The following is a 24,050-nucleotide window of genomic DNA, read 5'->3' as shown; positions in this document are numbered from 1 at the left end:
ATAAGAGAAATTTAGGATTCTTAAAATTTATTTTAACACTTAGGGATTTGCTATAAATTATAGGCAATAAATCGTTATTTTTAAAGTTAATAAAAAATCAAACCAACTATATAATTGTATGAAACAGATTAGATTATGGATGTTTCTGGTAGCTGCACCTTTACTTGCCTCAGCACAGGACATCGACCTTAAAGGGGATTCTGCTATTCCGTTTGATCCCGCCGTAAGAACAGGAAAACTTAAAAACGGACTTACCTATTACATTAGAAAGAACGCCAAGCCGGAAAACAAGGTAGACCTTAGGCTTGTTATAAATGCGGGTTCTATTTTAGAGGAAGACGACCAGCAGGGGCTTGCTCACTTTATGGAGCATATGTGCTTTAACGGTACGAAACATTTTCCTAAAAACGAACTTGTAGATTACCTGCAAAGTATCGGGGTTAAATTCGGGCAGCACCTTAATGCCTATACCAGCTTTGATGAAACGGTCTATTTCCTGCCTATACCTTCGGATGATGCGGAAAAACTTGAAAAAGGATTCAGTATACTGGAAGACTGGGCATTTAACGCCGTGCTTACACCTGAAGAAATTGACAAAGAAAGAGGTGTTGTGCTGGAAGAGTACCGCCTTGGGCTTGGGGCAGACGACAGAATGATGAAGCAATTCATGCCAAAATTAATGTATAAATCACATTATGCAAATCGTTTGCCGATAGGTCAAAAGGAAATCCTTGAGAATTTTACTTATGATAAGATTAAAAACTTCTATAAAGACTGGTACAGGCCCGACCTAATGGCGGTTATTGTAGTGGGGGATATAGATGTTGATGCTATGGAAAAGAAGATAAAAGATCATTTCTCTTCTTATAAGAACCCTAAAAAAGAGCGCTCGAGAAAAACATTTGATGTTCCTAACCACGAGGAAACTTTTGTTTGTATAGAGACGGATAAGGAAGCTTCGGGTTCTCAGGTACAGGTACTTTATAAAGACTATACAGAGCCTAAGAAAATAGTGACTGTTAACGATTATAAAAGTAGTCTTGAAAGGTCATTGTTTGCCACAATGCTTAATAACAGGCTTGAAGAGATTAGGAATTCACCAAATCCGCCATTTACTTTCGGATACAGCTATCACGGTGGTGCTATGGTTAGGTCAAAAGAGGCTTATATGTCTTTTGCAATGACATCAGAAGATAAGCAGCTGGATGCCTTAAGGGTGCTTGTAGAGGAAAGCGAGAGGGTAAGGAAATATGGCTTCTCTCAAAGCGAGCTGGAAAGGGCTAAGACAGAAAGACTTGCTTATCTGGAGAAAAGTTATAACGAGAGAGATAAAACCTATTCTTCACGTTTTGTAAGTGAATATCAGTCTAATTTTCTTGAGAAAGAGCCTATGCCCGGTATAGAGTGGGAGTATAAGGCAACAAAAGAATTGCTGGATAAAGCTTCACTGGAAAATATTAATGCATTAGCGGGTAAGTATCTTAAAAAAGATAATAGGGTAGTTATTTTTACCGGTCCTGAAAAAGAAGGCTTAAAAAAACCTACTGAACAGGAAGTATTGGCTGTAATTGATATGTCTGTAGATAATATTACTCCTTATGAAGATGCAGCGGTTGCATCAAGTCTTTTAAGAAATGAGGTTGTAGCCGGTTCTATATTAAAGAAAGAGAACGATGATGAAGTAGGTACTACTACTTTATATCTTTCTAACGGTGCTAAAGTGGTATACAAAAAAACCGACTTTAAAAACGACGAAATAATAATGAAGGCAATAAGCTTTGGAGGTAATAACCTTTACTCTGACGATGAGTACAATAAAATACAGTTTGCCATGAATGGTCTTGCTGAAGCTGGTTTTTCAGGTTTAAAACTTAATGATATCAATAAGTTTATGACAGGTAAAATTGCCAGGGTTTCTCCTTATGTAGGAAGTACTACAGAGCAGATGGATGGTAGCTGTACCCCAAAAGACATGGAGTATATGATGCAGATGATGTATGCTTATTTTACTGACTTGAATTATGATGAAGAGGCTTTTGAGGGTTATAAGCAAAAGCAATCGGCCTTTTTTGATAATATGGCTTCACAGCCATCGTTCTATTTCCAGCAGGAACTTTATTCTTTCCTTTATAAAGACAATCCAAGGTTTAACGGTATTATACCAACAAAAGAAACCTGGGCCAAGGCAGATTATAAACTGGCTTATGAAAAATACAAAGAGCGTTTTGCAAATGCGGCCGACTTTGAGTTTTATTTTATAGGTAATATTGATGATGCCAAAATGGAAGAATATGCAGCTAAGTATATTGCATCATTACCTACTGTTAAAACTGATAAAGAAAAGATGACCGATCCGGGTTACAGGCTTTTGGGCGGAGAACATAAAAAAGTGGTTAATAAGGGCACTGATCCTAAAAGTACTGTTAGAATAATGTTTTACGGAGAAGCTTCAAAATATGACGCTAAAGAGGCTCTGGCTATGAAAGCCCTTGGAGAAGTATTAACGATTAAACTTTTAGAAGAATTAAGGGAAAACGAAAGTGGTGTATATGGTATTAATGCCAACGGTAGTATAAGCAAAGTGCCTTACGCTTGGTATAGCTTTAACATAGGTTTTCCTTGCGGGCCTGAAAATGCAGAAAAACTTACAAACTCTGCACTTAGGGAGCTTGATAAAATAATAGCAAATGGCCCTGAAGAAAAAGACCTGAATAAATTTAAGGAAGGTGAGCTTCTTGATTACAAAAAGAAAATAAAAGAAAACAATTATTGGATGAGCTACTTTAACTGGTGTTACAATACCGGTGAAGACTTAAATGAGATATTTAAGGTTGAGAGTAATGTAAGTGCCTTGACAACGAAAGACTTGCAGGCGGTTGCCAAAAAGTACCTCACTAAAGACAAGGTAGTAGCAATGCTTATGCCTGAGGAAACAAATTAATCTTTATAACATACAGGGATAATTTCTCCCTTTGCAAGACAAAATCGCTCCACATCAGCTGGGGCGATTTTTTTTGTGTAATCCTCTTCCACAACACGGAAACCTACACTTCTCAGTTTGTCAAAATAATCGCGCCCATAAACCCTTACGTGGTCATACTGTCCAAATATTCTGGCGCGTTCTTTAGGGTCGGTTATAGTGTTGTCTTCAAAAGTGGTTTCGCGTTTCAAATCCTGGGGTATCTGAAAAATACCCATTCCGCCCGGTTTCATAATGCGGTATAGTTCCTCCATGGCTTTAGTGTCGTCAGGGATATGCTCTAAAACATGGTTGCAAAGTATAAGGTCGTAACTGTTATCCTCAAATGGAAGATTACAGATATCTGCTTTAATATCAGCCAAGGGTGAATTTAAATCGGTAGTGGTATAGTCGAGGTTTTTTTGTTTCCTGAAACGCTTATAAAATGCCTGTTCAGGAGCAAAGTGCAATACCTTTTTAAAGGCTGTAAAAAAATCAGTCTCATTTTTAAGGTACAGCCATAAAAGACGGTGCCTTTCCAGCGAAAGTGTACCCGGCGCCAGTACATTATTGCGCTGATGTCCGTATCCGTACGGCAAAAAGCTTTTAAAGCTTTTGCCGTCAATAGGATCGGTATAGGTATTACCTTTCAGTGCTAATGCCAATGCAGGCCTTGCAACATAACTAAGCCTTATAAGTATAGGTCTTGGTATGGTATTGAGAACTAATTTAAACAGCTTTTTCATTATAGTACAAGAGGCACTTTTCTGAATTCATCCTCTTCGTTAGACTCAATGCCTAACGCTTTGTATATATATGCAAAAGTGGAAAGCAGTTCAGGCTTACCGTCTACAAGGGCTACGTCATGCTCAAAGTGTGCACTCGGTTTTCCATCGGCAGTAACAATCGTCCAGCCGTCTTTAAGCTGCTTTACATTTTTAGACTTCATGTTAATCATAGGTTCTATGGCAACTACCATACCCTCTATAAATTTCTTACCACGGCCTCTTTTACCGTAGTTAGGCATATTAGGCTCTTCATGCATCTTTTTTCCAAGCCCGTGGCCTACAAGATCCCTCACTACACCATAACCGTGTGCTTCGGTATATCTTTGTATGGCGCTACCTACGTCTTCCACGCGGTTACCCATTTTAAATTCCCTTATACCTACGTAAAGGGATTCTTTGGTTATTTGTAGCAGTTTGCGTGTTTCTTCGGCCACATCGCCTATTTCAAAAGTATAAGCATGATCTCCGTAAAACTCATTTTTAAGAGCACCACAGTCTACCGATACGATATCTCCTTCTTCAATAGGCCTGTTTGTAGGAAGACCGTGTACCACCTGTTCGTTAACACTGGTTAAAAGTGTTGAAGGGCAGTCGTAAAGGCCTTTAAAGCCCGGTACTGCACCGTGGTCACGAATAAATTCTTCGGCAAGCGTATCAAGGTGAAGGGTAGTTACACCCGGTTTTATTTCTGAAGCGATCATACCTAATGTTTTAGAAACAATAAGGGCACTTTCGCGCATCAATTCAATTTCTTCTCTGGTTTTTTGGATAATCATGTTCTAAAAATTTTTCCGGGAACAAAAGTACAACATTCTTGCGGATTATTTTTAATAGCTCCTGTGGCATGAGTTTTATCATGTTTTGTAACTTTATATGAGGCTAATTTTGCATTAAAATTTTAGGTATGGCAAAATATGTATCTGCTCATGAAGCAGTAAAAACAGTAAAATCGGGAGACAGGATTTATGTACAGGCCGCCGCCGCTACGCCGGGTGTATTAACAAAGGCACTGGCTGAAAGGGCAGCAGAACTGCGTAATGTTGAGGTATGCCACCTGCATACCGAAGGTGAGGCACCTTATGCCAATCCCGAGCTAAAGGACAGTTTTTTTGTAAACTCATTTTTTATCGGTAAAAATGTAAGGCACACCATTGCAGCCGGAAACGGATCTTACACTCCTGTTTTTTTGAGTGAGCTGCCAAGGCTTTTCAGAAAGCAGGTGTTGCCGCTTGATGTGGTTTTTATACATGTAACCCCGCCCGACAGTCATGGCTATTGCTCGTTAGGAGTGTCGGTAGAGGCCAGTATGGCAGCAATAGAGAATGCTAAAATTGTAATCGCGCAGGTTAACCCAAGAATGCCGCGCACTTTTGGAGATGGTATTATCCATGTTTCTGAAATTAACTATATGGTGGAAGCCGATGTGCCTATTCACGGTCACGATCCGGCTCCTATTAGTGAGCAGGAAGATAAGATAGGGGAGTATGTGGCCTCGCTTATTGACGACAGAAGTACACTACAGATGGGTATTGGCTCTATTCCAAATGCGGCATTAAAAAAACTGGTTAACCATAAAGACCTAGGTCTGCATACCGAAATGTTTTCGGATGGTGTTATAGACCTTATAGAGAGTAATGTAATAAACAGTAATTACAAAGGGGTTGCGAAAGGAAGGGCATTAGCTACTTTTATTATAGGTTCGCAAAGGCTGTACGATTTTGTAAATGATAACCCTTTTATTGAAATGCGCGAATCGTCTTTTGTAAATGATACATCGGTAATAAGGAGAAATCCTAAAATGGTTGCCATTAATTCTGCCATTGAGGTAGATGTTACCGGGCAGGTTAGTGCCGACTCAATAGGTTACAGAATGTATTCGGGAGTAGGCGGGCAGATGGATTTTATAAGAGGAGCCTCTTTAAGTGAAGGAGGGAGGGCTATTATAGCATTGCCTTCTGTTACTAAAAGAGGGGAAAGCAAAATTGTACCTTGCCTAAGGCAGGGAGCCGGTGTTGTAACCACACGTTCTCATGTTCAGTATATAGTAACTGAATATGGTATAGCCGATTTATATGGTAAAACACTTACTCAAAGGGTTAAGGCACTTACCGATATTGCACACCCAGACCACAGGGAGACTGTAGAGCGAAGTTATTACGAATCCTTTAGGAATATATAAAAAGAAACCCTGCCAAATGGCAGGGTTATTTATTAAGATACTAACGAATGTTGTGTCATGGCTTCCGGTTGTGGTATGCCCATCAGTTCACAAATGGTTGGGGCAATATCCCCTAAAATACCGTCTTTAATGTATTTCAGGTCTTTGTCTACTAAAATAATAGGTACCGGGTTAGTAGTGTGTGCCGTATTAGGGCTTCCGTCAGGATTAATCATGGTGTCACAGTTACCGTGATCGGCAATTATAATAGTAGTGTAGTTGTTTTCAAGAGCAGCTTCAACCACCTGTTTCACACAGGCATCCACAGCCTCACATGCTCTTATGGCGGCTTCCATAACTCCGGTATGGCCTACCATGTCCCCGTTAGCGAAGTTAAGGCAAACAAAATCTACCTCCTGTTTGTTTAATTCTGGAACTAAGTTTTCGGTAAGGCTGTAAGCGCTCATTTCCGGTTGCAGGTCGTAAGTGGCAACTTTTGGTGAAGGACATAAAATTCTTGACTCACCTTCAAAAGGCTCTTCACGTCCTCCTGAGAAGAAGAAAGTAACGTGAGGATACTTTTCGGTCTCAGCTATCCTTATTTGTTTTTTACCGTTTTTGGCAACCACTTCACCTAATGTTTGGGTAAGGTTGTCCTTATCGTATATTACATGAACGTTTTTGTAATTGTCATCATAATTAGTCATGGTAACATAGTACAAGTTCATTTTGTGCATGTTCTGCTCATGGAAGTCGCTTTGTGTAAGCGCCTCTGTAAGCTGTCTTCCCCTGTCGGTTCTAAAGTTAAAGAAGATAACTACGTCGCCTTCCTCAATTATAGCTATCGGGTTAGTTCCGTCAGTAGTCATAACAATAGGCTTGATGAACTCATCGGTAACCCCTTCGTCATAGCTTTGCTGTATGCTTTGTTCGGCATTGGTAGAAGGTATTCCTAAACCGTGTACCAGTAAATCGTACGCCAGTTTTACTCTTTCCCAACGTCTGTCGCGGTCCATAGCATAATAGCGGCCTATTATAGAAGCCAGCTTTGTTGGTGTGTCTTTAATATAGTTTTCAAGATCGGTAATAAAACCAAGTCCTGATTTAGGGTCTACATCACGTCCGTCTGTAAAGGCATGTATATAAGTATTGCTTACACCTGCATTTTTTGCGGCATCAACTAAACCTTTAATGTGTTCTATGTGCGAGTGTACACCACCATTTGAAACAAGGCCTAAAAAGTGAACTTTCTTATTGTTTTGCTTGGCATAGTTAAATGCGTCAACAAGAGGTTTTTCTGTATTAAGGGTTTTGTTTTGTACAGCTAAGTTTATTTTTGCAAGATCCTGATACACGATGCGGCCTGCGCCAAGATTCATGTGTCCTACTTCGCTGTTACCCATCTGTCCTTCGGGAAGGCCAACGTTTAGCCCGTCTGTCCTAAGGGTTGCATTGGGGTATTTTGTGTATAAACTATCTATAAAAGGAGTGTTTGCATTGTCTATTGCAGATACTTTAGGGTCGGGAGACTTCCCCCATCCGTCAAGTATCATCAGGATTACTTTTTTGTTCATGACTTATTTTAATTTCTGCGGATTAAATAAAATTTGGTTAAAAGTACTATTTTCCATCCAAATTGCCATTTACCACAAAGCAGTTGTATGTTAAATTTGTGTATTTTTTCATAAAATTCATTTTATAATCGTTTTTGGCAAGGTACTTGTATAATATTAGGCGAATCGCAATAATTAACTTTTTATTATTAAAAATATAATAGATTTGTTGTTAAAACGTTATTGTGTGTGAGGGAGATAGTGATTTTTATGGTCACTACGAATGAAAATGTTAAATAACTGATTTTAACAGTGTTGGGTTTTTTGTTTAGAAAACTTTAATTTATTTTAGCCGACCTGTTAGAAACGCAAAACTATTAATGAAGATGATTTACAACTTTTTTACGTCAATTTTATTTTTACTATCAGCTGTAACTTCACCTACTACCACTACTACCAAAAACATATCTAAACCGGAAGCTTTGCCAATGGTTGCAGAAACTGCTGCAATTGTAACTGCTGAGTCGGTTTATAATGAAATAGAGTCTAATTCTTTTTCAATGCCTGACTTTGAATCTTTTCAAACAGCATTTGAAGGGTTTAAACTACTTAAGCAACAAGGTAAGATTAAAAAAGACCTGCTAACGCTTATAGACTTTAGCAAGTCTTCCAATATTAAAAGACTTTGGGTTATAGATATGAGTACAAAAACTATTTTGTACAATACTCTTGTGGCTCACGGAAGAAACAGTGGTGATGAGTTTGCTACGGCTTTTTCCAATGCGGCTAACTCTAACAAAAGTAGCTTAGGTTTTTATGCTACCGGAGAACTTTATACCGGAAAGCACGGATCTTCTATGCGTCTTGATGGTCTTGAAAACGGCATTAACAGCAATGCAAGAAACAGAGCTGTTGTAATGCACGGTGCAGACTATGTAAGCGAAAGCTTTATTAAGCAACACAGAAGACTGGGTAGAAGTCTTGGTTGTCCTGCATTACCTAATGGTGTGACTAAAGAGATTATTAGTCTTATTCAGGGGAAATCGTGTCTTTTTATTTATTATCCGTCTAAAAAGTACACAGCCTCGTCTAAATTAATTTCTTAATTTATCGTAGAGTAATTTATCGAGATTATAAATATCGTTCCTAAACTGAAGACCATTTTTGTCCATCCAGGCTGTCCAGTATAGCTGGTGTACATTGTTGGTCTTTTTTAGGTAGATTTTTTCGGTCTCACCGGCTGCAATCATTTCGTTTATTTTGTCCATATTCCAGTCGCTGTTTTCCTTCGTCAGGATTTTTTCTGCAAGGTCAAGCGGTTTGTGTACTCTTACGCAGCCTGAACTAAGTGCCCTGTACGATCTGCCAAACATTTCACGGTGATTGGTATCATGCAGGTAAACCGAAAAGCGATTGTTGTAGTTAAACTTAATGTTGCCCAGAGCATTACTGTTGCCCGATCCCTGTACATACCTGTAGTTTTTAGCCATTTCCGGTTTCCAGTCTTCAGGTAAAACCTCATTGCTGTCCTTGTCAAAAATGCGAAGGTTATTGTTTGTGAAATAGCTAACATCATCAGTAGCCTTTGGAGTAAGGTCTTTTTCCAGTATGGTAGGAGGTACTGTCCAGGTTGGGTTTACCACAAGGTAATTTATTTTTGAGTCCAGTATGGGGGTAGGTCTATCCGGTCTTCCTACCACTACTTTGTGAGTAGCTATGGTGTCATTATTTTCAATAAGGGCGAGCCTGTAATCTGGAATGTTTATTAATATGGCTTTTTCTCCAAAATCGTAAGCAAACCAACGCCAGCGTTCCAGGTTAACCACTACCTGTTCTATGCGTTGCTGCCGGGTAATATTTAATGCTTCAGCGGTTTTTTTGCCTACAACCCCGTCGGGAAGTATACCGTGTCGCTCCTGGAATTTTTTAACTGCTTCTATAGCTTTGGTCTCATAAACAGGGCTTAAGGTGTCGCTTTGTTCTAGATCCCGCCAGTAGGCAAGCCTTTTTCGTACTAAAACAACCTGGTCAAGGGAATCATTTTCTTTTATCGATTCTTTTATGTTTACAGGCTGTAATAAACTGTCGTCCGGCATGCTGTTTAGGTAAGCCAGGCATTTACGTAAACCTTCGTAGGTTTTATGAGGAGGCCTGCAGCGGTCCATTATTTTATCCACTGTGTGGTTTTTAAGGGCTTCATCCAGCAGTGGGCCTATATCCAGTTTTTTTTGCTGTAATGCCCAGTCGGGATATAACGACGCAGCCGATATTTTTCCCTTAAATAAGTGTAGTGCCAGCTTGTAGAACGACTGTGTTAGTAAAACGTCATACGCTGCGCTTTGTTTTTTGTTTAAATCTTTATTTTTTTCAAAAGCGGTAAGTGTATCGTAGTTATAGTCGTTGGGCTGCAGGCCATCCTGTTCAACTGAGGCTATAGACAGTAACAGCGTCTTTCTGTCTTTTTCGTCTGTCCATAGGGCTTTATATTTTTTGTCTTTGTAAAATTCCCTTATGTTTTTTGCCGAACTTTCTAAGTAAGTGCTGTCTATTGTAAAAGGAGAGTTGTTTGGGTGAATTTTAACCATTTCCTGAGCCTTGGCTACGGGCAAATTTTTTACAGTGTGAGGATCCTTGGCGCATCCTGACAGCAAAAAAAATAAGCCTGCAATGTAGACACGGGCTATCATGGGGTGATTGTTTGTAATAAAATTACAAAACAAAATCGAGATTACGATAACGTTTTAGTTAAATAATTGATGATTTAATTAAAAATCAATTATACCAATTTAAACATAACGTAATGTGGTCCCACAGCTGGAATCTCAAATAAATCTCCCGAAATAGTATATCCTGCCTTGCTGTAAAAGCCAACAGCCACTTCACGGGCATTAAACCATATAAGGTCTGCGTCCTGTTGTTTTATGTAATCTTCTGCAGCTACAAGTAGTAAATCGCCTAGTCCTTTCTTTTGGTGGGTAGGTAAAACGGCCATACCGCGCAGCTGATATTGATTAGCATTGGAGAAGCCTGGATGTGAAACCCTGAATACAGAGACAATACCTGCAAGGTTATTTGAGTCGTAAACACCAAAATGTACGGTTTGGGGAAAGTCGTCACCATCAAAAATACAGGATTCAACAGGCTTTCCCGGTCTTAAAACGGGCTGTCTTACGGCATAAGTTTGCTGAGAAGTAATTTGTTTTACAGAATACATGAATTTTTTTTTCTGATAACAAATTAATAATAAATATTTTAAGTAATAATGCGGGCTGAGGAGAAAATTTTTTTAAAAAAAAGTTTGCAACTGTAAAATCTTATTACGTATATTTGCACCACAATAATGCGGAAGTAGCTCAGTTGGTAGAGCTCCAGCCTTCCAAGCTGGTTGTCGCGAGTTCGAGCCTCGTCTTCCGCTCAAAATCAAAACCCGAACTGAAAAGTTTGGGTTTTTGTTTTTATACCATTTATGAAACTTATTTCTGGTAATAAAAAAAGCAGCTTAACGGCTGCTTTTTTTATTGTCTTATTTTAACCAGGATAAATCTGTCCCGGTTTCTATTTCCTCAGGTTCTGTATTCTGTCTGAAAAGTCGTGCCTGCAGGCTTCCTCTAAGGGTTATGATATCTGTGTTAACTTCAAGCCAGCTGCCTTCGCGAAGGCCTAATACAGGCTGCGGGTTAAACTGATGGAATTCCTTAATACGGGTCTCGCGTGTTTCGCCCATATGGGTTGAGCCTGCAATAGGATCTAAATAATGCGGATTGATATTAAAAGGAATCAGCCCTAATGTATCAAAGCTTGGCGGATAGATAATAGGCATGTCGTTGGTAGTCTCCATGGTAAGCCCACAAACATTGCTTCCTGCACTGGTGCCCAAATAAGGAGTGCCTTTTTCGACCGCTGTCTTAATAGCATCCATTACCTTGTTTTGGTATAGCTGCGTTACCAAAAGAAAGGTATTTCCACCGCCTGTAAAAATAGCTTCAGCATTTTGTACCGCTTCTACAGGGTTTTCAAATTTATGAATCCCTTTTACGGATATATCCAGAGAACTGAAAAACTCAGTAGCTTTTTTGGTATAATCATCATGGCTAATGCCTCCCGGCCTGGCATAGGGTACAAAAAGCAGGGAACTACAGTTTTTAAAATGTTCTTTAAGTGTATTGGTTAGGTAATCAAGGTATCCGCCTCCGTGTAATGTGGAGGTACTTGCAATAATTATTTTTTTCATTCGTTTATCAGTAAGTAAGAAAAGGTAAAGTTACAAAGATTTTCAAGCCTGCAAATTCTCAGGTAATCTTATCCTTTTCTTTTATAATTGTCACCTATTTACCTATACCATTGAAAAATTTATTTTTTCTGTTTACAGTCTTGTTTATAGCTTCTCCTTCATTTGCTCAGGAAGAAGAAAGAAAACCCCTTAAAGGCAAGATAAAATCGCAGGCCGATGAGCTTGAAGGCATTTATGTAATTAACAAAAACAGCGAAGCTTCCGTGACAACACAACCCGGAGGTTACTTTACTATTATGGCAAAGCCTAAGGATACACTTATATTTTCGGCCATACAGGTTAAGGACAGGCGTGTGGTTGTTGAAAAAGAGGATATAGGTGAAAATCTGTTTTTTGTAGAGCTGGAGCCTATGGTAAATATGCTGAATGAGGTAGTAATAGAAAACTATAACCATATAACCGCAGAATCTTTAGGGATAGTGCCTAAAGGCCAGAAAAGATATACACCTGCCGAAAGGAGGCTTTTTACGGCAAGTAATGGTATAGATGGTATAATAAACAGTTTAAACGGAAAGAAAAAAGCACTTAAAAAAGGCATTGAGTATGAAAAGAAAGAAATGCTTATGGCTAAAATAAACTATATTTATGATACCGATGATATTGTAAAAGAGTTTAAGGTTCCTGAGGAATATGTGGGAGGATTTATATATTATATAGTGGAAGATAAGCAATTTGCCGATGCCATAAAAGCAAAAAATAATACAATGGCTAAATTCTTAATGAACGGACTTTCGGTTCAATACCTTGGTCTGCTCAGAGAAGACGGCGTTATTGATAAGGATGGAAACCTTATAGAAACGGAACAAAAATCGGACAGTACTGCCGTATCCAAACCAGATAGAACCACACCAAATGAAGATTAGATTTTTTATTATCGTTTTTCTTTTAACCCTCTCGGTTAATGCACAACAGCGAAAACCAATTAAAGGAAGAGTTGTTGCGGCCAGTATTCCCATACCAAAAAGGGGAGTAGTTAATTTAAATTCCCGGGTGGAGACAAAAACCGACACGCTTGGGAATTTTACTATGGATGTAGCGGTGTCAGATACTATAATGGTAGAAACAACCAATCCATATACCGGAAAGATAATTATAAGGGAACAGGATTTTAACCAATTGCTTATTGTAGATTTAGGTACTTATGAACTGGAAGAAGTAGTCATTAATAAGTATGAAAACCTGAATCCCGAAGCTATGGGTATTGTGCCGGAAGGACAAAAACAATATACCCCTGCAGAGAAGAAGCTATACACTGCGGGAGAAATAAAATCGGTTTTTGATGTTTTGAGTATATTGGGAGGAGGTAAATCTTTTGATGCAGTTATAAACACGATAACAGGAAAAACAAAACGACTTAAAAAAGAGGTTGTTACCGAGGGGAAGGAAACCGCTTTTGAGATGGTGTACGGCTTGTATACCGAAGAAGAGATGGAAACCAAACTGGGTATCCCTAAAGATTATGCCGGTGGTTTTGTATTTTATGCCATTGAGGATAAAACGCTTGTTGAAGCTTTAAGGGAAAAGAATGAGCAAAAAGCAAAATTTATTTTAAGTAATCTGGCTATAAAATACAGGGAAATACTTTTGGAAGAAGTCGAGAAGTAAGCAGTTTCTTAATACTCTTTAACGGTTAAATTTCGTATCTTTATGTAATGCCCTCTCTCATTACAAAAAAATATGCATTATGAAGAAGTTATTGTTGTTTTTGGCTGTTTTGTTTCCGGTTTTAATGTTTAGTCAGGAAGGGAGGAAACTACTGCGAGGTAAGGTAGTGGCCGATTCCCTTAAGGTGGAGTATATTACTGTACTTAACAAAAATACAAATATTAAGGCTATAACCAATGATAATGGGTTGTTTACCATTTATGCACAGCCTGCCGATACACTTTATTTTTCGAGCCTGACCTTTAGGCCTGCTATGCTTGTACTTGTTGAAGATCATTTTACCGATGAAAGGCTTACCATAAAGCTGGATTTGGATGTTACAATGCTCGATGAAGTTATTATAACAACACTAACAGGTAATCTTGAAGAAGACAGTAAAGGTATAAAAACCCGTATTTATACATCCGATCTCGAAGCTAAAAAACTCATGGAGGGTGTGGATGTGGTAGACAAAATTCCTGTGAATCCTGCCTTTCCAAGTGCAGAGCCGCGACTACCCGGTATGGATTTTGTAAAAATATATGACATGATATTTAAGCCCAAAGGGCGTAAAAAAGACTATACAAAAGAGTATCTTGACGGTAAGACCTTTAGCGAGGTCGCTCAGGAAAAATTTACCTACTATTTCTTTACTGAAACTCTTAAACTCAAACATGAAGAAATAGGCCTTTTCCTTGCTTATTGTGATAATGGTGAAGAGTCGGCTAAACTGCTGGCTCCCGATAAGGAGTTTGAGCTTACCGATTATCTTATTAAGAAAGGTGAGGAGTACCGCAATATGGAGAAATAAATAAGTTTTATTACATTTGGAACGTGAAGGTTATAATACGATATACGTTCCTTTTTATGCTGGCAGCTGTACTAACATCAGCCGCTGTGCATAAATACTATGTGGCTGTTTTTATGATGGAGCAGGTTCCGGAAAAAAAAGAGCTGCAAATTACTGCCCGTATTTTTATTGATGATTTGGATAAGGCGCTTTCTGATAAGAATAAAAAGCAGTTTTTCCTGTGTACAAAAAAAGAAGTTGCCGATGCCGATAAATACATCAATCAGTATGTAGCCGAAAAACTTCAGGTAAAAGTAAACGGAACGGTTAAAACTCTTAAAATACTGGGGCGTGAAACCGAAGATGATATACTTATACTGTACATTACTACTGAAGCAAAAGAAAAAATAAAAACACTTGAGGTTAGAAACACTATACTATTTGAGGCTTATCCGGAGCAGCAAAATATCATAAACTCAAAAATAGGCGGTAACAAAAAAAGTCTTTTGCTTACTAATGATAATCCGCAGGACATTTTAGACTATTAATTAAGGACATGAAAAAACTAGCATATTTTTTAGCCGCACTGGCTTCTTTACCATTAACAGCACAGGAAAAGACCGAAAGGGAACAGGGACACTATGACAATAACAGGTTTAGCCAAATGTATGATCTTATGGCTACACCAAATATGTTCCGTACGGCATCGGGTGCACCGGGACCTGCTTATTACCAACAGCAGGCCGACTATAAAATGGATATAGAGCTGGATGACAGGAATACTAAAATTTATGGTAACGAAACCATTACCTATCACAATAATTCACCTGAAAATCTCGATTACCTGTGGGTACAGCTGGATCAAAACAGAAGGTCAAGAACTTCACAGTCACCTCTTGTAGAAAACCAAAGGGTAAATAAGGCATACCCGCCCGATAATTTTTCTAGAAATTTTATGGAGCAGGGCTTTGATGGTGGTTTTAAAATAGAATATGTAAAAGATGCTAAAGGCAACCCGCTTAATTATATAGTTAACCAAACCATGATGAGGATTGATCTTCCGCAGCCATTAAAATCGGGAGACAAGATTTCATTCTCCATTAAATGGTGGTATAATGTAAATAATTATAGGAAAGTAGGAGGACGTTCAGGTTATGAACATTTTGATAAAGATGGTAACAATCTTTATGTAGTTGCACAGTTCTACCCGCGAATGGCTGTTTATAACGATGTAGAAGGCTGGCAGAACATGCAGTTTTGGGGCGGAGGAGAGTTTGCTCTTCCATTTGGTAATTTTGAGGTGAACATTACTGTTCCTGCCGATCACGTTATGGAGGCTACCGGCGAACTTACAAACCGTAAGGATGTATTTACTGCCGAACAGGTAAAACGCTACGAACAGGCAACAAAGTCGTTTGATAATCCCGTGATTATTGTAACACAGGAAGAGGCAGAGCAAGCAGAAAAAGGTTTTAGCGATAAAAAGAAAACCTGGAAGTTTAAGGCTGAAAATGTAAGGGATTTTGCTTTTTCAACCTCAAGAAAGTTTATCTACGATGCTATGGCGGTACAGCTTTCGGGTAAAACAGCTATGGCTGTTTCGCTTTATCCTAAAGAAAGTAATCCTTTATGGGGAGACAGGTCTACAAGGGTAGTGGCACATACACTAAGAACTTATTCAAAATATACGTTTGATTATCCTTATCCGAAAGCGGTTTCTGTTTCGGCAGAAGACCAGGGGATGGAGTACCCTATGATATGTTGGAATTACGGGCGTCCTGATGAAAACGGTTTTGTTAGCGAAAGAATTAAATATGGTATGACCAGCGTTATTATACACGAGGTGGGGCATAATTTCTTCCCTATGATAGTTAACTCTGATGAGCGTCAGTGGACATGGATGGATGAAGGTCTTAATACCTTTTTGGAATACCTTACAGAGCAGGAGTTTGAAGAAGATTATCCTTCTTCCAGAGGACCTGCGGCTAAAATTGTGCCTTACATGAGCGGTAATCAAAAATCTATCGCACCCATTATGACGAACTCAGAATCACTGTTTCAGTTTGGTAACAATGCATATGCCAAGCCGGCAACAGGATTAAATATACTTCGCGAGGTTGTTATGGGGCATGAGCTGTTTGACTATGCTTTTAAAACCTACGCAAACCGTTGGAAATTTAAACACCCTACACCAGAGGATTTTTTCAGGACTATGGAAGATGCCTCTGCAGTAGATCTTGACTGGTTTTGGAGAGGATGGTTCTATTCTACAGACTATGTTGATTTAGGCATTCAGGAAGTAAAACAGTTTTATGTAACTGATGAAAGACCTGCGGATATGGATGATTTTTCCGTAAAAAGAGGTAGGTTTGGAAGAGATAAAGGGCCCTTTGTATACATGGTTTCAGAAAATGACGGGAAAGCTAAAAAAGCACAGGATATTAAACTTCTTTCTGATTATGTGAATGAAAATTTTACAGGAGCGGAACAGGCAGAATTAAAGCAGCCGAATTACTTTTATGAAGTGACCTTTAATAAGCCGGGTAATATGTTAATGCCAATACTTGTTGAGCTTACCTATGAAGATGGCTCTTCAGAAAACTTTAATTTCCCGGTACAGATATGGCGTATGAATAACCAAACTGCTTCGCGTGTTTTTGCTGTGGAGAAAAAGGTGAAAAAGATTACGCTTGACCCTAAATTATTAACAGCAGATATTGATGTAAGCAATAATGTTTGGCCTAAAGAAGAGGTGAAATCTAAATTTGATGAACTAGAAGGCAGGTAATAGTTAAAATCGGCTAAAAAAAGATAATTAAACATCTTTAGCAGAGCAAACAACGTAAATATAACTACATTTGTAATATAAAATCTGAAGTTATGTTTGGAATAGGAGGAGGAGAGCTTTTCTTTATCATAATGGTAGTACTTATGCTGTTTGGGTCTGACAGAATACCCGAAATAGCACGTACTTTAGGTAAGGGAATGAAACAGCTTAAAAACGCCACCAACGAAATTAAGTCGGAGATTAATAAAAGTGCCGACATGAATGATATAAAAAGAACATTTACCGATTTAGGTTCTGACGTAAACAGGACCGGTGGTAATATTACAACTGATATCAATCAGGAAATAAATAAAGTTAAAGAAGATATAGAAGATGCCTCCGGGCCTATAAAACGTATACGATAAATGCTTGACTGGCTCCTTGAACAGGATAAGAACCTCTTAGTTTATTTGAATTCGCTTGGTACAGAAACTTTCGATGGTTTCTGGCTCTTTATTACAAAACAATTCAACTGGATACCTGTTTTTGCACTTATCCTGTATCTTGCCTTCAAAAGGTTAGGATGGAGACATGCTCTTTTAGTCATTATACTTATATCTCTTTTAATAACACTTACCGATCAGACGACTAATCTGTTTAAAAATACGGTTCAAAGGCTTCGTCCGCTAAATAATCCTGAAATAGCAGGGTATGTAAGAGGTTTTAAGTACAGTGCTTCCTATAGCTTTTTCTCGGGTCATGCATCAAACTCAATGGCATGTGCCTTCTTTTTGTATCATGTATTAAGGCCTTATCTTAAATATATGGGCTTTATATTTTTATGGCCACTTATATTTGCTTACAGCAGGATATATTTAGCCCTTCATTATCCGGGGGATATACTTTCCGGTTTTGTATGGGGTATATTCACGGCCTCGTTAATGCTATTGCTTTACCGTTATTTAAGGGATAAATTGTTTCCTGAGCAAAAGGAAAATTTAGATAACCCTACTAACAGTGAGCCCATCTCTGATAGGTAATAACACGGTCTCTATCCTTGGGTCATCTTTAAGAATCTTATTATATTCCAATAGTACTTTAGTGCTTTTATCGTTAGGTTTAACTGGTTCTAATACCTTACCACTCCATAGCACGTTGTCAGAAAGAATGATACCCCCCTTATTCATCATGGGTACTATCATATTAAAGTAATTAATGTAGTTTTCCTTATCGGCATCTATAAATACAAGGTCAAACTTTTTATTAAGTTGAGGTATTATGTCAAGCGCACTCCCTAAGTGTTGATGGATCTGGTTTTTATAATCAGAAAGATCGAAGTATTTTCTTTGAAAATCCACAAGTTCCTCATTTACATCAATAGTATCAAGCTCTCCGTCTTTCTTTAGTCCTTCAGCAAGGCATAATGTTGCATAGCCGGTATATGTGCCTATCTCTAATATGTTTTTAGGATTTACCAGTTTTGACAGAAGACTTAAAACCCTGCCCTGAAAATGCCCACTAAGCATTCTTGGCTGTAATATCTTTTGGTGGGTTTCCCTGTTAAGGGCTTTTAAAAGTTCGGGCTCATTTTCACTATGAAAAGCAGCATAATCCTCCAGTTCTTCTGATATAAAATGCATAGTATTGTTTTTTGGATAATGCAAAAATAAGGAAAAAACAGTAGGTTTTTTTGTGAAGTATATATTGGGTTAAGCGGTAAATGTGTTGTTTTAACGCGTTAAAATTATTTTTTTCGTTAAATAAATAATATTTAAAGAGTATTTTTAGCGCCTTAAAACTGCAAAAATTAATTATGAAAAATTTTTTTACTTTATTGCTTATCAGTGTATTTGCTATAGGGAATGCTCAGTTAAGCAATGATGCTACTCCAAAAGGCTGGGAGTTTGACAATCTTGACGGCGTTGCGCCTATAGTTATGCCTTCTTTTGATCTTGCTAAAATTGAGCAGGAAGATTTAAGGAATCAGGGAAGAATGGATATCCCTTACAGGTTTGGCTATGAGTTTGTAGTAGACTATAACCTTGCAAACAGTGGGCACTGGCAAACACTTGAAAACGGTGATCGTATATGGAGAATACGTTTTTATTCTGAAGGTGCTAAAACCATGAATTTCCTGTTTAGTGATTTTTATATGCCGGAAGGAGCTTCTCTTTATCTGTATAGTAACGACAGAAAAGATGTGCTGGGTGCTTATGATGCTAAGCAAAATAACCCTGAAAGGGTTTTAGGGACATGGTTAGTTAACGGAGAAGATGTTTGGGTAGAGTATTATGAGCCTGCAGCTCATAAAAATGAAGGTAAACTTGAGTTTTACAAACTTATACACGGATACAGAACAGCTGATGATATCTTAAAAGGAACAAATGAGCTGAATGATTCTGGTAACTGTCATTATGATGTTAACTGCACTATGGGTAGTGGCATAGATGACCTTAAGGACATTAATAAAAAGTCTGTTGCTAAAATTATTATTGGAGGTGGTTTATGTACAGGAGCGCTTGTAAATAATGTTAATAACGATGGTACACCTTATTTTTTAACAGCTAACCACTGTTATGAGAATGAGTTTGGAACAGTTAATCCTAGTCAGTGGTCTTTCCGTTTTAACTGGATAAGCACTACAACTTCTTGTGCAACGACTTCAAACAGTTTAAATAATATTGACTATCATACAGTAAGTGGTGCTCAGTTAAAAGCACACCGTGCAGGGAGTGATTTTTGTTTGGTACAAATAACAGGGCCTATTGATTCTTCCTGGGATTTGGTTTTTGCCGGATGGGACAGAAGTACTACAACTCCAACAAAATCTTTTGGTATACACCATCCTTCCGGAGATATAATGAAAGTATCTCTTGATACCGGGTCACCTGTTTCGACTACAATTAATGCAGGTGATATGGGTAATATAGATACATGGGAAGTAGTAAGTTGGGAAAAAGGTGTTACTGAGGGAGGTTCATCAGGTTCTCCTTTATTTGACAACAACGGAAGAATAAGAGGTCAGCTTCTTGGAGGTAATTCTGAATGTGCTAACAATGGTAACAGTACTAATGGTAATGGTTTTGGTGATTATTACGGTAGGTTTAATAAATCATGGAGTACAGGTTCATCTTCTTCAAACAGGCTAAGAGACTGGTTAGACCCTAACAATACATCATCGACTACACTGGATTATTATTCTCCGTTGCTTGGGGTGTCTGACGTTGTGAGTCCTGTAAATGAAATTAAAGTTTACCCTAACCCTTCAAACGGTTTGTTTACGGTTTCATTAACTGACGATGCTTCTGCTCTTCAATATGAGGTTTACAATGTATTAGGTCAGGCGGTTCAGTCAGGAAAAATTGATAGTGCTAACAATACAATAGACATGACGGCAAAAGCTAACGGTGTTTATATTTTAAGGCTAACAGATGCTGCTGCAAACAAAACCCTTACACGTAAAATCGTGAAAGAATAATACAGATTGTATTATAAAAAATAAGTTTTTAGCCCTTAATTCGTTAAGGGCTAATTTTTTTAATTAATACTTGCTAACTTTGCGCCATGCAAACGCAAAAGAAAGATATAAGGGCGCTTACAAAAGAACAGTTACGTGATTTTTTTGTAGCCAATGGAGATAAGGCATTTCGCGGCAATCAGGTATATGAATGGCTGTGGAGTAAACGCGCACACAGTTTTGATGATATGACCAATGTGGCTAAGGCTACAAGGCAAATGCTGGAGGATAACTTTGTAATTAATCATATTCGTGTAGATCAAATGCAGAAGAGTAGTGACGGTACCGTTAAAAATGCCGTTCGCCTTCACGATGGCTTAGTGGTAGAGTCAGTACTTATACCTACCGAAACCAGGACTACTGCCTGTGTATCCAGTCAGGTGGGTTGTAGCCTGGACTGTAACTTTTGTGCTACTGCGAGGCTTAAGCGCATGCGTAACCTTAACCCCGATGAGATTTATGATCAGGTTGCGGCTATTGATAACGAGAGCCGGCTGTATCATGACAGGCCTTTGTCTAATATTGTATTTATGGGTATGGGCGAGCCTTTAATGAACTATAATAACGTTATTAAGGCTATTGATAAAATTACCTCCCCTGAAGGTTTGGGGATGTCGCCAAAACGAATTACAGTTTCTACTTCGGGTATTCCTAAAATGATAAAAAAGCTTGCCGATGATGAGGTAAGGTTTAAACTTGCCGTATCGCTGCACTCTGCGGTAGATGAGGTGAGGAGCAAAATCATGCCTTTCAGTGAAAATTTCCCTTTAAAGGAGTTAAGAGAGTCGCTGGAATACTGGTACAGCAAAACAAAAAGCCGTGTAACTTATGAATATGTGGTTTGGAAAGGTATAAACGATTCCAAACGTGACATAGACGCACTGGTTAAGTTTTGTAAGTATGTGCCGTGCAAAGTAAACCTTATTGAATATAATCCTATTGATGATGGTGAATTTCAGCAGGCACCACAACAGGCAATAGATGATTATATTGCCGCATTGGAAAAAAGCAACATTGTAGTAAAAGTAAGGCGAAGCCGTGGTAAAGATATAGATGCTGCCTGTGGGCAGCTGGCAAATAAGAATGAAGCCGCAGTGTAAACTGTGGCTTTTTGTTTTTAATTGTCTTATAAATTATTAAAGTTGCAATTATGTTGTTGGGTGTTAATGGTGTTTTGTTTACTTTTGATGTGCGATGAAAATCACCGAACAGATAAAGCAACCCATATTAAAGGAAATGGAACTTTTTGAGAAAAAGTTTCATGAATCCATGTCTTCTAAAGTTGCCCTGCTTAACAGGATAACATATTATATAGTTAACCGTAAGGGTAAACAAATGCGACCTATGTTTGTTTTTCTTACGGCTAAAATGATTAGCGACGGTACTGTAAACGAAAGGACATACAGGGGGGCTTCGGTAATTGAACTTATCCATACGGCGACGCTGGTTCATGATGATGTTGTGGACGATAGTAACAAACGCCGTGGCTTTTTCTCTATTAATGCTTTATGGAAAAATAAGATAGCGGTTCTTGTAGGCGATTACCTGCTGTCTAAAGGTTTACTATTGTCAATAGATAATGGCGATTTTGATTTGCTAAGGATAATTTCGGTAGCTGTTCGCGAAATGAGTGAAGGTGAGCTGCTTCAAATTGAAAAGGCACGAAGGCTTGATATTACCGAAGAGATATATTATGAAATCATCCGTCAAAAAACGGCTACTCTTATTGCAGCCTGCTGTTCGCTTGGGGCATGTTCTGTAGATCCTGAGAGTGAGCACGTAGAAAAAATGAGAAAATTTGGAGAGCTGATAGGTATGGCTTTCCAGATTAAGGATGACCTTTTTGATTATACCGAAGATGCCATTGGTAAGCCTACAGGTATAGATATTAAGGAACAGAAAATGACTTTACCGCTTATATATGTTCTTAATACCTGTTCTAAGGAAGAGAAAAAGTGGCTTATAAACTCCATTAAAAACCATAATAAGGATAAAAAGCGTGTAAAGCAGGTTATCGCTTTTGTAAAAGAGCATAAAGGCCTTGATTATGCAGAGCAAAGAATGGCAGAATTTCAACAAGAAGCCCTAATGCTGCTTTCAGATTATCCTTCATCTCCTTACAAAGATGCACTTACCTTAATGGTTAACTACGTTATTGAAAGAAAAATATAATTTTTAATGCATTGTTTTTCAGGTTATTGAAAAATAAATTAAAAATTTTTCTACCTTCATGCAACTATTTTGCAACGCTTCTCGTCTATGTTGATAGAAGTCGGTTAAATAACAACCACACCTAAATAAACAACCAAATAACCAGAGCTTTGAAAGTAATTGCCTTACATCAGGAAGAAAAGGAAATTATCATGCAGGCAGTGCAAAACAACAGGCATGCCCAGCATAAGATATATTCTAAGTATTCGCCTAAAATGCTGGGGGTGTGCAGGCAATATATAAAAGACCTGCAGCAGGCCGAAGATGTTATGATAACGGCTTTTATGAAGGTTTTTACCAATCTTAAAAGCTTTGAGCATAAAGGAAGTTTTGAAGGATGGATAAGAAGGATAATGGTAAACGAATGTATTTCTTATTTAAGAGTACAGAAAAAAATAAGTTTCCTTGAAGATGAGTATTATGTTGAAAGTACGGCAGATACTATAGAGAGCCAGCTCTCGGCAGATGATATACAATGCATGATTGATGCTTTACCTGAAGGATATAAAATGGTTTTTAACCTTTATGTGATAGAAGGCTACAAGCATCAGGAAATAGCAAAAATGCTGGGGATTAATGAAGGTACTTCCAAATCGCAGCTATCGCATGCAAGAAAGATGCTTCAGGAGAAGATTAACAAACAAAAAAATTATTCAAATGGAACCGAATAAGTGGGAAAAAGAGATAAAGGAAAAGCTGAATAAAAGAACAATTCAGCCAGGGGAAATGGCGTGGGACAGGCTGGATGCCATGCTTTCGGTTGCTGAGAAAAAGAAAACACCAAAATACAGATGGATGTATGTGGCAGCAGGCTTTTTGGGTTTTATCCTTGCAGGGACGTTCTTTTTAAATCAGCAAAAAACAGAAGAGATAATTAATAATAGTACTAATACAGTTGTTACTGCCCCGGAACAAAAAGAGAACCTTAAAGAATCAAATGTAACAAATGCACAGGTAAGGGAGTTTGAAGATGCTAACGAAATTAGCAATACTGCGGTAGCGAGTATAGAAAAAACGACTGTAAAAAAGAAAACAAATGCAAAAAAACAAGAGCCTGTAATAAACACAGTAGCTCCTCAAAATACTACAATTGCCGTTGTTGGTGTAGTTAAGACAGAAATACTTACTGAAAACCTGAGTCCGGATCAGGAAGCAGAAGTACTTTTAGCCGAAACTATGAACAACATAAGTTCCTCTCAGCAAACTAAAGTAAAAGTTAGTGCAAACTCTCTACTTTCGGAAGTTGAAGGCGAGCTTGATAACAACTTTAGGAGTAAAGTATGGCAAACAGTAACTAAAAACTACAATGTTGTAAAAACTACTGTTGTAAACAGGAACAGAGAATAAAATCATAACACCAATACTAAAATAA

22 protein-coding genes and 1 tRNA gene are annotated in these 24,050 nt (G+C 38.2%); 16 read left to right on the top strand and 7 right to left on the bottom strand.

All coding sequences use genetic code 11. The features are described 5' to 3' along the window. The first annotated feature begins 118 nt into the window (after positions 1–118). Positions 119–2,941, top strand: a complete 2,823-nt coding sequence (locus NU09_RS15925) for a M16 family metallopeptidase (protein WP_129752303.1) — start codon at positions 119–121, stop codon at positions 2,939–2,941. Here NU09_RS15925 and NU09_RS15920 read toward each other — a convergent pair. After that, entirely contained in the window at positions 2,938–3,705 is a 768-nt protein-coding gene (locus NU09_RS15920; protein WP_129752302.1) for a class I SAM-dependent methyltransferase, read from the bottom strand. The two genes, NU09_RS15925 and NU09_RS15920, sit on opposite strands and share 4 nt — an antisense overlap. Further along, a complete protein-coding gene (gene map, locus NU09_RS15915; protein WP_129752301.1) occupies positions 3,705–4,523 on the bottom strand; it encodes a type I methionyl aminopeptidase in 819 nt (272 codons plus the stop codon). Before map ends, NU09_RS15920 begins: the two co-directional genes overlap by 1 nt. A gap of 128 nt (positions 4,524–4,651) precedes the next feature. On the opposite strand from map, the gene NU09_RS15910 reads away from it, so the two are divergent. Continuing rightward, complete coding sequence (locus tag NU09_RS15910; RefSeq protein ID WP_129752300.1) at positions 4,652–5,926, top strand: acetyl-CoA hydrolase/transferase family protein; 1,275 nt, start codon at positions 4,652–4,654, stop codon at positions 5,924–5,926. A 32-nt stretch (positions 5,927–5,958) separates the two neighbouring features. Here the strand turns inward: NU09_RS15910 and gpmI are convergent, their stop codons facing one another. Further along, positions 5,959–7,479, bottom strand: coding sequence for a 2,3-bisphosphoglycerate-independent phosphoglycerate mutase (gene gpmI, locus NU09_RS15905; protein WP_129752299.1), 1,521 nt, complete (start codon positions 7,477–7,479; stop codon positions 5,959–5,961). Between the two features lie 365 nt (positions 7,480–7,844). Between gpmI and NU09_RS15900 the strand changes: the two genes are divergently transcribed. Then, entirely contained in the window at positions 7,845–8,564 is a 720-nt protein-coding gene (locus tag NU09_RS15900; protein ID WP_129752298.1) for a murein L,D-transpeptidase catalytic domain family protein, read from the top strand. Here NU09_RS15900 and NU09_RS15895 read toward each other — a convergent pair. Then, a complete protein-coding gene (locus tag NU09_RS15895; RefSeq protein ID WP_165357707.1) occupies positions 8,553–10,067 on the bottom strand; it encodes a murein L,D-transpeptidase in 1,515 nt (504 codons plus the stop codon). The two genes, NU09_RS15900 and NU09_RS15895, sit on opposite strands and share 12 nt — an antisense overlap. Before the next feature lie 167 nt (positions 10,068–10,234). Continuing rightward, a complete protein-coding gene (locus NU09_RS15890) occupies positions 10,235–10,672 on the bottom strand; it encodes a GNAT family N-acetyltransferase (RefSeq protein WP_129752296.1) in 438 nt (145 codons plus the stop codon). 128 nt (positions 10,673–10,800) lie between these two features. Here NU09_RS15890 and NU09_RS15885 point away from each other — a divergent pair. Then, positions 10,801–10,873, top strand: a tRNA-Gly gene (locus tag NU09_RS15885). Between the two features lie 108 nt (positions 10,874–10,981). Here the strand turns inward: NU09_RS15885 and pepE are convergent. Beyond that, the gene (pepE, locus tag NU09_RS15880) at positions 10,982–11,689 is read right to left on the bottom strand and encodes a dipeptidase PepE (protein WP_129752295.1); all 708 of its coding nucleotides are present in this window, start codon (positions 11,687–11,689) and stop codon (positions 10,982–10,984) included. 110 nt (positions 11,690–11,799) lie between these two features. Here pepE and NU09_RS15875 point away from each other — a divergent pair, with 110 nt between their 5' ends. The 7 genes from NU09_RS15875 (at position 11,800) to NU09_RS15845 (ending at position 17,990) form a co-directional block, all read left to right on the top strand. After that, positions 11,800–12,612, top strand: coding sequence for a hypothetical protein (locus tag NU09_RS15875; protein WP_129752294.1), 813 nt, complete (start codon positions 11,800–11,802; stop codon positions 12,610–12,612). After that, positions 12,602–13,354 carry a hypothetical protein gene (locus NU09_RS15870; RefSeq protein ID WP_129752293.1) on the top strand — a complete coding sequence of 251 codons (753 nt, stop codon included), beginning with the start codon at positions 12,602–12,604 and terminating at the stop codon, positions 13,352–13,354. The genes NU09_RS15875 and NU09_RS15870 overlap by 11 nt, the downstream gene beginning before the upstream one ends. 79 nt (positions 13,355–13,433) lie before the next feature. Next, complete coding sequence (locus NU09_RS15865; protein WP_129752292.1) at positions 13,434–14,204, top strand: hypothetical protein; 771 nt, start codon at positions 13,434–13,436, stop codon at positions 14,202–14,204. A gap of 56 nt (positions 14,205–14,260) precedes the next feature. Continuing rightward, complete coding sequence (locus NU09_RS15860) at positions 14,261–14,731, top strand: DUF6702 family protein (RefSeq protein ID WP_129752291.1); 471 nt, start codon at positions 14,261–14,263, stop codon at positions 14,729–14,731. An 8-nt stretch (positions 14,732–14,739) separates the two neighbouring features. Next, positions 14,740–16,971 (top strand): M1 family metallopeptidase, encoded by a 2,232-nt coding sequence (locus NU09_RS15855; protein ID WP_129752290.1) that lies wholly within the window; start codon positions 14,740–14,742, stop codon positions 16,969–16,971. A 92-nt stretch (positions 16,972–17,063) separates the two neighbouring features. Beyond that, positions 17,064–17,375, top strand: a complete 312-nt coding sequence (locus NU09_RS15850; protein WP_129752289.1) for a twin-arginine translocase TatA/TatE family subunit — start codon at positions 17,064–17,066, stop codon at positions 17,373–17,375. Continuing rightward, positions 17,376–17,990, top strand: a complete 615-nt coding sequence (locus tag NU09_RS15845) for a phosphatase PAP2 family protein (protein ID WP_129752288.1) — start codon at positions 17,376–17,378, stop codon at positions 17,988–17,990. Here NU09_RS15845 and NU09_RS15840 read toward each other — a convergent pair. Then, positions 17,949–18,590: an O-methyltransferase gene (locus NU09_RS15840; RefSeq protein ID WP_129752287.1), complete on the bottom strand. Its 642-nt coding sequence runs from the start codon at positions 18,588–18,590 to the stop codon at positions 17,949–17,951. The genes NU09_RS15845 and NU09_RS15840 overlap by 42 nt on opposite strands. 173 nt (positions 18,591–18,763) lie before the next feature. Here NU09_RS15840 and NU09_RS15835 point away from each other — a divergent pair, with 173 nt between their 5' ends. From NU09_RS15835 to NU09_RS15815, 5 genes are all read left to right on the top strand, one after another. Further along, complete coding sequence (locus NU09_RS15835; RefSeq protein ID WP_129752286.1) at positions 18,764–20,428, top strand: T9SS type A sorting domain-containing protein; 1,665 nt, start codon at positions 18,764–18,766, stop codon at positions 20,426–20,428. 86 nt (positions 20,429–20,514) lie between these two features. Beyond that, positions 20,515–21,567, top strand: coding sequence for a 23S rRNA (adenine(2503)-C(2))-methyltransferase RlmN (gene rlmN, locus NU09_RS15830; protein ID WP_129752285.1), 1,053 nt, complete (start codon positions 20,515–20,517; stop codon positions 21,565–21,567). Between the two features lie 94 nt (positions 21,568–21,661). Next, on the top strand, positions 21,662–22,639 hold the full coding sequence (locus NU09_RS15825; RefSeq protein ID WP_129752284.1) for a polyprenyl synthetase family protein: 978 nt from the start codon (positions 21,662–21,664) through the stop codon (positions 22,637–22,639). 149 nt (positions 22,640–22,788) lie between these two features. Next, positions 22,789–23,349, top strand: coding sequence for an RNA polymerase sigma factor (locus NU09_RS15820; protein WP_129752283.1), 561 nt, complete (start codon positions 22,789–22,791; stop codon positions 23,347–23,349). Beyond that, on the top strand, positions 23,336–24,025 hold the full coding sequence (locus NU09_RS15815; RefSeq protein ID WP_129752282.1) for a hypothetical protein: 690 nt from the start codon (positions 23,336–23,338) through the stop codon (positions 24,023–24,025). The genes NU09_RS15820 and NU09_RS15815 overlap by 14 nt, the downstream gene beginning before the upstream one ends. Positions 24,026–24,050 lie beyond the last annotated feature (25 nt).

Source organism: Flavobacterium beibuense (genome assembly GCF_004151245.1).
GTDB classification, from domain to species: domain Bacteria; phylum Bacteroidota; class Bacteroidia; order Flavobacteriales; family Flavobacteriaceae; genus Flavobacterium; species Flavobacterium beibuense_A.
Note: the sequence above shows the minus strand (reverse complement) of the source record. Positions and strands in the feature narration are given on the sequence as shown.

Coding starts and splice junctions, on each gene's coding strand:
- NU09_RS15920 (WP_129752302.1), bottom strand. CDS start 3,705: ATGAAAAAGCTGTTTAAATTAGTTCTCAATACCATACCAAGACCTATA.
- pepE (WP_129752295.1), bottom strand. CDS start 11,689: ATGAAAAAAATAATTATTGCAAGTACCTCCACATTACACGGAGGCGGA.
- NU09_RS15890 (WP_129752296.1), bottom strand. CDS start 10,672: ATGTATTCTGTAAAACAAATTACTTCTCAGCAAACTTATGCCGTAAGA.
- NU09_RS15925 (WP_129752303.1), top strand. CDS start 119: ATGAAACAGATTAGATTATGGATGTTTCTGGTAGCTGCACCTTTACTT.
- NU09_RS15835 (WP_129752286.1), top strand. CDS start 18,764: ATGAAAAATTTTTTTACTTTATTGCTTATCAGTGTATTTGCTATAGGG.
- NU09_RS15825 (WP_129752284.1), top strand. CDS start 21,662: ATGAAAATCACCGAACAGATAAAGCAACCCATATTAAAGGAAATGGAA.
- NU09_RS15845 (WP_129752288.1), top strand. CDS start 17,376: ATGCTTGACTGGCTCCTTGAACAGGATAAGAACCTCTTAGTTTATTTG.
- NU09_RS15865 (WP_129752292.1), top strand. CDS start 13,434: ATGAAGAAGTTATTGTTGTTTTTGGCTGTTTTGTTTCCGGTTTTAATG.
- NU09_RS15860 (WP_129752291.1), top strand. CDS start 14,261: ATGCTGGCAGCTGTACTAACATCAGCCGCTGTGCATAAATACTATGTG.
- NU09_RS15910 (WP_129752300.1), top strand. CDS start 4,652: ATGGCAAAATATGTATCTGCTCATGAAGCAGTAAAAACAGTAAAATCG.
- NU09_RS15850 (WP_129752289.1), top strand. CDS start 17,064: ATGTTTGGAATAGGAGGAGGAGAGCTTTTCTTTATCATAATGGTAGTA.
- NU09_RS15870 (WP_129752293.1), top strand. CDS start 12,602: ATGAAGATTAGATTTTTTATTATCGTTTTTCTTTTAACCCTCTCGGTT.
- NU09_RS15815 (WP_129752282.1), top strand. CDS start 23,336: ATGGAACCGAATAAGTGGGAAAAAGAGATAAAGGAAAAGCTGAATAAA.
- NU09_RS15855 (WP_129752290.1), top strand. CDS start 14,740: ATGAAAAAACTAGCATATTTTTTAGCCGCACTGGCTTCTTTACCATTA.
- gpmI (WP_129752299.1), bottom strand. CDS start 7,479: ATGAACAAAAAAGTAATCCTGATGATACTTGACGGATGGGGGAAGTCT.
- NU09_RS15840 (WP_129752287.1), bottom strand. CDS start 18,590: ATGCATTTTATATCAGAAGAACTGGAGGATTATGCTGCTTTTCATAGT.
- NU09_RS15900 (WP_129752298.1), top strand. CDS start 7,845: ATGATTTACAACTTTTTTACGTCAATTTTATTTTTACTATCAGCTGTA.
- rlmN (WP_129752285.1), top strand. CDS start 20,515: ATGCAAACGCAAAAGAAAGATATAAGGGCGCTTACAAAAGAACAGTTA.
- map (WP_129752301.1), bottom strand. CDS start 4,523: ATGATTATCCAAAAAACCAGAGAAGAAATTGAATTGATGCGCGAAAGT.